Origin of the sequence: Micromonospora inaquosa (assembly GCF_003857055.1) — a bacterium.
Lineage (GTDB): Bacteria > Actinomycetota > Actinomycetes > Mycobacteriales > Micromonosporaceae > Micromonospora > Micromonospora inaquosa.
In genome coordinates this window covers 1-3433 of the sequence record NZ_QGSZ01000086.1, presented here as the reverse complement: position 1 = coordinate 3433, position 3433 = coordinate 1, and the positions used below count along the sequence as shown (strand labels likewise).

Below are 3433 nucleotides of genomic sequence, written 5' to 3'. Positions count from 1 at the left end.
GATCCGGTCCGGGGTACGCGGGTGCAGCTCCGCTTCGGCCAACGCGACCAGGTCGTCCGTGGTGGGCGGCGGCGGCTCGAACTCGCCTTCGTGCCGGACGACGTCCCAGCCTCGCGGGGCGGTGAGGCTGCGGGCGTGCGGCTCACACAGGTCGTACGTGTGTGGCTCGGCGAACGCCGCCAGCGGCCCCACCACCGCTGTCGACTCGTTGTAGACATAGGTCAATGTGGCGACCGCTTGCCGGGGGCAGCCGTTACGGGAGCAGCGCCGTGGTGACCTCACGTGCGGCAGGGTATCTCCATTACCGGGTCCAGCGCATCGGTTCGCGTTGCGACACGCCCGTCGTGGTGATCACAGTTGACCGTCGTGGGCGCGCCGCGCCACAGGAGCGGCGCTGCCGTTGGCCAGCCCGACGCGGGCGCTACCCTTTGCCTCATGACGAGCCCGGAACACCGCCGCCCCGGCTCCGGTCGGCGTGCGCATCGGGACCGGCACGGGCGTGGCCTGCGCGGGCGGCTGGTGCCGGCCACCGTGCCGCTGGCGCGGACCAAGGCTGAGGTCTTCGACGACCTGGTCCTGGACACCGTCGAGACGTTGGAGCGTCGGTTCGCCAAGGAGTTGGCGGGTGTCGAGTTCGCGGTCGAGGACGTCCCGCCGGATCTGAACGTCTACGACTCGGATGTGCTGGAGGACGGCGAGGTCCCGCTGGCCCGGCTGCTGCCCGGCCGCCCGGGCCGGCAGGAGATGCCGCCGCGGATCGTGCTGTACCGACGGCCCCTGGAGTTCCGGGCGATGGACCGTGAGGACCTCGCCGATCTCGTCCATGACGTGATCATCGAACAGGTGGCGAACCTTCTCGGGGTAGACCCGGACGAGCTCGCCTGAGCCAAACTCCGAGCGGAGAGTCGGGCGGCCCCCACCGCCTCGACCTCGCACCGCTCAGGCGGCCCGCCGCTTCAACTTGCGCCGCTCCCGCTCGGAGAGACCACCCCAGATGCCGAACCGCTCGTCGTGACCCAGAGCGTATTCGAGGCACTCGGTCTTGACCTCGCAACGCGAACAGATCCGCTTCGCCTCGCGGGTCGAGCCGCCCTTCTCGGGAAAGAACGCCTCGGGGTCGGTCTGCGAGCACAAGGCCCGCTCCTGCCACTCCGGCGCGTTTCCGAGCAGGTCGGCCACCTCAAGCTGGCCGTCCATCAAATGCCTCCTTGTCGCGCACCGGCGTCATCGCCGCTGCAACCCCCCACGCGAAAGGCGTGCTTGTCCGTCCGGTCCCGTTTTGTTGCGTTCCGTGCGAACAACCCCATTCAAATTACACGCGTGTAATGCGTGCGCCGTCAAGCCAAACTTGATAATGGAGTCGCCCTCCCGACACCCCCGGCCGGCCACTCGGGCCGTCCAGCCTCGCAACCTGCCCTATCGATTCAGACCCCGGCCGAGTAACGCCCTCTCCGGCGAGTTGCCCGACTTTTCTCCCGTGGCGCTTCCCCGACGAGTCGCCGACCGGAAGGCACCAGAGACCTCCACCGCCAAGCTGATCTTGGTGGGAGACAGGTTAACGCGGCGCGGCGCAGACCGCCCGTCGAGCCGCGGACAGCACTCGCGCCCCGTCCACATTGTGGACGGGGCGCGACGGTAAAGACGGTGCGCGGAGGTCAGTCAGAAGCCCCAAAACCGCTGCTCGGCCAGGCGAACTCGGCGATCGCTCCACCATGGACGGAAATCGTGCCGGCCGGCGTACGATCGTCCCACCAGACGGTATAGATCCCGCTCGGCAGGTCGGGATAGACCGCACTGTGGAAAGAACCGTCCCGCACCCGACGCTCGCGCACCGCCGAGTGGACCCGCCGGTCGTCGTCGCGACTGATCTCGATTTCCCGGCCGTGCAGATCCCGACCCGTGTAGACGATCAGGGCACCGGTGTCGCCGCCCAGATCGAGGACGACACTCCCGGTCTCGGACGGCCCATAGGCGTGCTGGTGCATCCGGCTCCCTCCCCGCGCGCTCAGGACGCCGCCGACGGATTGTTGAACCCGTCGTACGGCGTACCCAGGTAGGGGAAGTTTGCGAGGAACGGCGCGGTCACGTCGGCGGCGCTCAGCCCCGGGGTGACCGCGGCGGCCGCCGCGTCCGGTCGGAACGTCTTGTCCACCAGCGGGACGGTGACCCCGGCGATCGCCCGCAGCGCGATGCTGACCACGTCGTCACCGACCCGCCGCCCGTTCGGGAACCCGGCCAGGTCGCCACCGAGCACCCCGAACCGGTCCGGACGCTTGGCCGGCGGGATCGCGGTGTTCAGTCGCAGCATGTCGGCCTGCACCTCGCCGGTGGCGTTGGTGAAGCCGTCGATCAGCCCGGCCGGCACGCCGGTGAGCAGGATCGCCACCAGGTCGGCTCGGGCCTTCTTCGCCTTGGTGAGCCTGTCCAGGTTGGGGAAGACGTCCGGGTAGAGCGCCGGCAGCAACGCGGCCAACTCCGGCTGCTCGACGAACTGGGCGAACCGCTTGTCCTCCGACGGCGGCAGCGAGTTCCACAGGTCCTTCTTGGACATGGGCACGATGACCTCGTTGAACAGCGGATTGCCCAGCCGCGAGACCTGGGTGAACGGGCCGGTGGCGGTGTCCGCCCCACCCCGGTCGCCGAGCACCCGCACCTGCCGGCGCGACGCCGACGTCCACACCCCGATCACCGAGGACCGGTCGCCGGGCCCGTACCGGTTGGCGCGCCGACGCACCCGCTCCAGCGGCACCTGCACCGCGATGCTGTGCACGTTCATCCGGTCGGTGGCGTTGACCGGCTCTCCCTCGGCCTTGAAGATCTTCTTCCCGGCGACGTGCAGCTGCTGGAACGGCCGCAGCGTGCCGAGGTCGAAAATCGCCCCGAGGTCGACGAAGAACCCGTCGGCGCGCTGCCCGGCGAAGACCCGCTCCCCCGTGGAGAGCGAGTAGGTGGCCTGCCGCACCAGGTCGGCGTACTTCGGGGTGGAGAGCGGGCCGACGTTGCACGGCGGGCAGGGCAGCTTGTGCGCCAGCCGGTGCTCGCGACCGTCGGCGACCCGGGTCAGGCTGTAGAACTGCCGCCGGTTCCAGTTCTCGCTGTCCAGCGAGTCGATCGGACCGGTGTTGTAGAGAAAGCTGTTCGGATTGGTGATCTCGGTGGTGAATTCGAACCGGTAGGTGACATCCGGACGGCCGTCGCCGTCGTTGTCGATATGGATCTCGTACCGCACGTCGTCGCCGAACTCGAAGAAGTTCGGGCCCCCGGAGGGGAGCTGCAACGGCACATAGTTGGCGACCAACGTGACGGTGTCGCGTTTGTCGGGGCTGACGAACGCGTACAGGTCGGAGCTGTCAGCTACCGGGTCCTTGGCTATCTCGGGGGCCTCGCGGTGGGAAGACATGACGGACCAACCTCACTGGCCGGGGACAGAGGG

Annotated in this window: 5 protein-coding genes; 1 reads left to right on the top strand and 4 read right to left on the bottom strand. The window is 68.9% G+C overall.

Annotation, left to right across the window (positions count from 1 at the left end):
• The coding region (locus DLJ59_RS01590) for a DUF3499 domain-containing protein (RefSeq protein ID WP_148096919.1) at nt 1-282 on the bottom strand (282 nt) is incomplete at its 3' end.
• A gap of 153 nt (nt 283-435) precedes the next feature.
• Here DLJ59_RS01590 and DLJ59_RS01585 point away from each other — a divergent pair.
• Nucleotides 436-885, top strand: a complete 450-nt coding sequence (locus tag DLJ59_RS01585; protein ID WP_030338265.1) for a metallopeptidase family protein — start codon at nt 436-438, stop codon at nt 883-885.
• A gap of 54 nt (nt 886-939) precedes the next feature.
• Here the strand turns inward: DLJ59_RS01585 and DLJ59_RS01580 are convergent, their stop codons facing one another.
• The 3 genes from DLJ59_RS01580 to DLJ59_RS01570 form a co-directional block, all read right to left on the bottom strand.
• Complete coding sequence (locus tag DLJ59_RS01580; RefSeq protein WP_007455784.1) at nt 940-1197, bottom strand: WhiB family transcriptional regulator; 258 nt, start codon at nt 1195-1197, stop codon at nt 940-942.
• A 458-nt stretch (nt 1198-1655) separates the two neighbouring features.
• Nucleotides 1656-1985 (bottom strand): phospholipase, encoded by a 330-nt coding sequence (locus DLJ59_RS01575; protein ID WP_124770744.1) that lies wholly within the window; start codon nt 1983-1985, stop codon nt 1656-1658.
• 20 nt (nt 1986-2005) lie between these two features.
• Nucleotides 2006-3400 carry a DUF4331 domain-containing protein gene (locus DLJ59_RS01570; RefSeq protein WP_124770743.1) on the bottom strand — a complete coding sequence of 465 codons (1395 nt, stop codon included), beginning with the start codon at nt 3398-3400 and terminating at the stop codon, nt 2006-2008.
• Nucleotides 3401-3433: the final 33 nt, after the last annotated feature.

Excerpts from the sequence above, each read along its gene's own strand:
- DLJ59_RS01585 (WP_030338265.1), top strand. The coding sequence starts at position 436 with ATGACGAGCCCGGAACACCGCCGCCCCGGCTCCGGTCGGCGTGCGCAT.
- DLJ59_RS01580 (WP_007455784.1), bottom strand. The coding sequence starts at position 1,197 with ATGGACGGCCAGCTTGAGGTGGCCGACCTGCTCGGAAACGCGCCGGAG.
- DLJ59_RS01575 (WP_124770744.1), bottom strand. The coding sequence starts at position 1,985 with ATGCACCAGCACGCCTATGGGCCGTCCGAGACCGGGAGTGTCGTCCTC.
- DLJ59_RS01570 (WP_124770743.1), bottom strand. The coding sequence starts at position 3,400 with ATGTCTTCCCACCGCGAGGCCCCCGAGATAGCCAAGGACCCGGTAGCT.